We start from the raw sequence: 2,333 nt of genomic DNA, 5'->3' as shown, positions 1-2,333 counted from the left end.
CCCACCCCGCCGCCCGGTAATCCCGGGCGGCGGGGGTTCTGTGCTGGAACGGGCTACAGCGAACGGGCGATCAGTTCCTTCATGATCTCGTTCGTTCCCGCGAGAATACGAAGCACCCGCGCACTGGTGAAGATCTCCGAGATCGGGTACTCGGTCATGAACCCGTATCCGCCGAACAACTGCAGGCAGCGGTCGGCGACCACGCTCAACTGATCGGTGAGCCAGTACTTGGCCATCGACGCCGTTGCCACGTCGAGCTCGCCTGCCAGGTGGTCGGTGAGGCAGTCATCGAGGAAGACGCGACCGATTCTGGCGATGGTGGCGCACTCGGCGAGCTCGAACTTGGTGTTCTGGAAGCCGAGCAGCGATTTTCCGAACGCTTGCCGATCCTTGGTGTAGGCGATGGTCATCGCGACCGCGGCCTCCATCGACGCCACGGCCATCACCGCGCAGACGAGTCGCTCCTGCTGGAGCAGCTTCATCATCTGATAGAAGCCCTGGCCCTCGGCCTCGCCGAGCAGGTTGCCGACCGGCACCCGCAGGCCGTCGAAGAACAGCTCGGCGGTGTCCTGGCCGGTGCCGCCGATCTTGGACAGGGTCCGCCCGCGGGTGAAGCCGGGGGTGTCGTCACCGACCTCCGCGACGATGAGCGACACCCCGGCGGCGCCCTTGTCGGGGTCGGTCTTGGCGGCGATGATGACCGCGTCGCAGAGCGCGCCGTTGCTGATGAACATCTTCGAACCGGTGATGACGTACTCGTCGCCGTCGCGCACCGCCCTGGTCTGAATGTTCTGCAGGTCCGATCCCGTTCCCGGTTCGGTCATCGCGATCGAGAGCAGGCACTCGCCGCTGACCACCTTGGGCAGCAGGCGCGCCTTGAGCTCTTCGGAGGCGAACTCGACGAGGTAGGGCGCGATGATCCCGGAGTGGATCGCGAGGCCCATGGAGGTGTCGCCTGCCTTCGACTGGGCCTCGATGATCGCCGCCTCGTGGGCGAAGGTGCCGCCTCCGCCGCCGTACTCTTCGGGAACAGACGGGGCCAGCAACCCGAGCTTGCCTGCTTTGAGGTAGAGGTCACGGTCGGGGTGACCCTGCTGTTTGTACCGCTCGGCGCCAGGAAGCACCTCTTTCTCGAAGAACTTCGTCGCGAGTTCGCGAACGGCTTCGATCTCATCGTCTACCCAGCCCGCTTGTGCGGTCATCCGTGCCTCCCAGGACGCAATCTGCCTCAATCTGCGGAAACAGATTGTCAGATATATTGGCATGGCGTCAATAGGGAATGCTCGGCGGTCGGGGTCGCCGTGATCAGCGGCGACCCCGGGTGCGCCGGTAGGCGGCCGGAGTGGTGGCCGTCCAGCGCTTGAAGGCGCGGATGAAGGGGGCCGCCTCGGTGTAGCCGAGCCGCACGGCGATCTCCTCGACCGAGAGCGCGGTGGCGGTCAGCATGTCCTCGGCCAGACCGCGCCGCGCCTCGTCGAGCAGGACGCGGTAGCTGGTGCCGTCGGTGGCGAGATGCCGTCGTAGCGTGCGGCCGGTGGTGCCGAGGTCGTGGGCGACCGCGTCCAGCGACGGCGGAATCGCGATTCCCGCGGTACCGGTGCCTGCCAGCAGATGGTCGCGAACCTCGGCCGCTATCCCGGTGCGGGTGGTCCGGCGGTCGATCAGTTCACGGCATTGCGCCAGGCACAGCGCCAGCGTGGCCTGATTCGCCTGCGGCAGTGGCTGATTCAGGATTTCGGCGGTGATCGTGATACTGGTTTCGGCCTGCCCGTATCGGGGGTCGACGCCCAGGATCGCGGCGATGTCGTCGCCATAGCCGGGTTCCGGGAACGCGAACCGCGCCTGGTGGATATCCACCGGTCGGCCGAGCAGGTCGTCGAGCACCCGATGCATCGCGAAGGTGTCGCGTTCGACGAGGAACTGCTGGACGTCATCCGGGATCCGATCGTGTCGGATCCGGGCAACCATCTGCTGGTCGTGGAACTCCACGACCGGTGTGCAGAACGCGAAGCTCAACTGGAAGTAGCTCAGCGCCAAGGAGATCGCCTCGCCGAGGGTGGAACTGGTGATCCAGGCGTAGCCGTAGATACCGAAGGCGCTGATGCGGTAACTGCGCCCCAGCTCGATGCCGAGCGCTGGCCGGGTTCCGAGTTCGCGCAGCAGATTGCGAACCACCAGCAATTCCGTGCGGGCATCGATCTGGCGGTCGGCGGAGTCGAGGTCGGCGACGGACAGACCCGTACCGGCGAGGATCGACGTGGCGTCGGCTCCGTGTTCGACGGCGAACCGGTGCATCACGGCGACGCTGGCAACACCCCGGGGGAAGTCCCACG

Annotated in this window: 2 protein-coding genes; both read right to left on the bottom strand. The window is 66.3% G+C overall.

Translation table 11 applies throughout. From position 1 onward, the window contains the following. Window positions 1-53: 53 nt before the first annotated feature. Complete coding sequence (locus ACFWF3_RS32710; RefSeq protein ID WP_379317732.1) at window positions 54-1,202, bottom strand: acyl-CoA dehydrogenase family protein; 1,149 nt, start codon at window positions 1,200-1,202, stop codon at window positions 54-56. A 103-nt stretch (window positions 1,203-1,305) separates the two neighbouring features. Next, the coding region (locus tag ACFWF3_RS32705; RefSeq protein ID WP_379317730.1) for an AraC family transcriptional regulator at window positions 1,306-2,333 on the bottom strand (1,028 nt) is incomplete at its 5' end.

The sequence above is a fragment of the Nocardia sp. NPDC060220 genome, assembly GCF_042727815.1.
Taxonomy (GTDB): domain Bacteria; phylum Actinomycetota; class Actinomycetes; order Mycobacteriales; family Mycobacteriaceae; genus Nocardia.
Note: the sequence above shows the minus strand (reverse complement) of the source record. Positions and strands in the feature narration are given on the sequence as shown.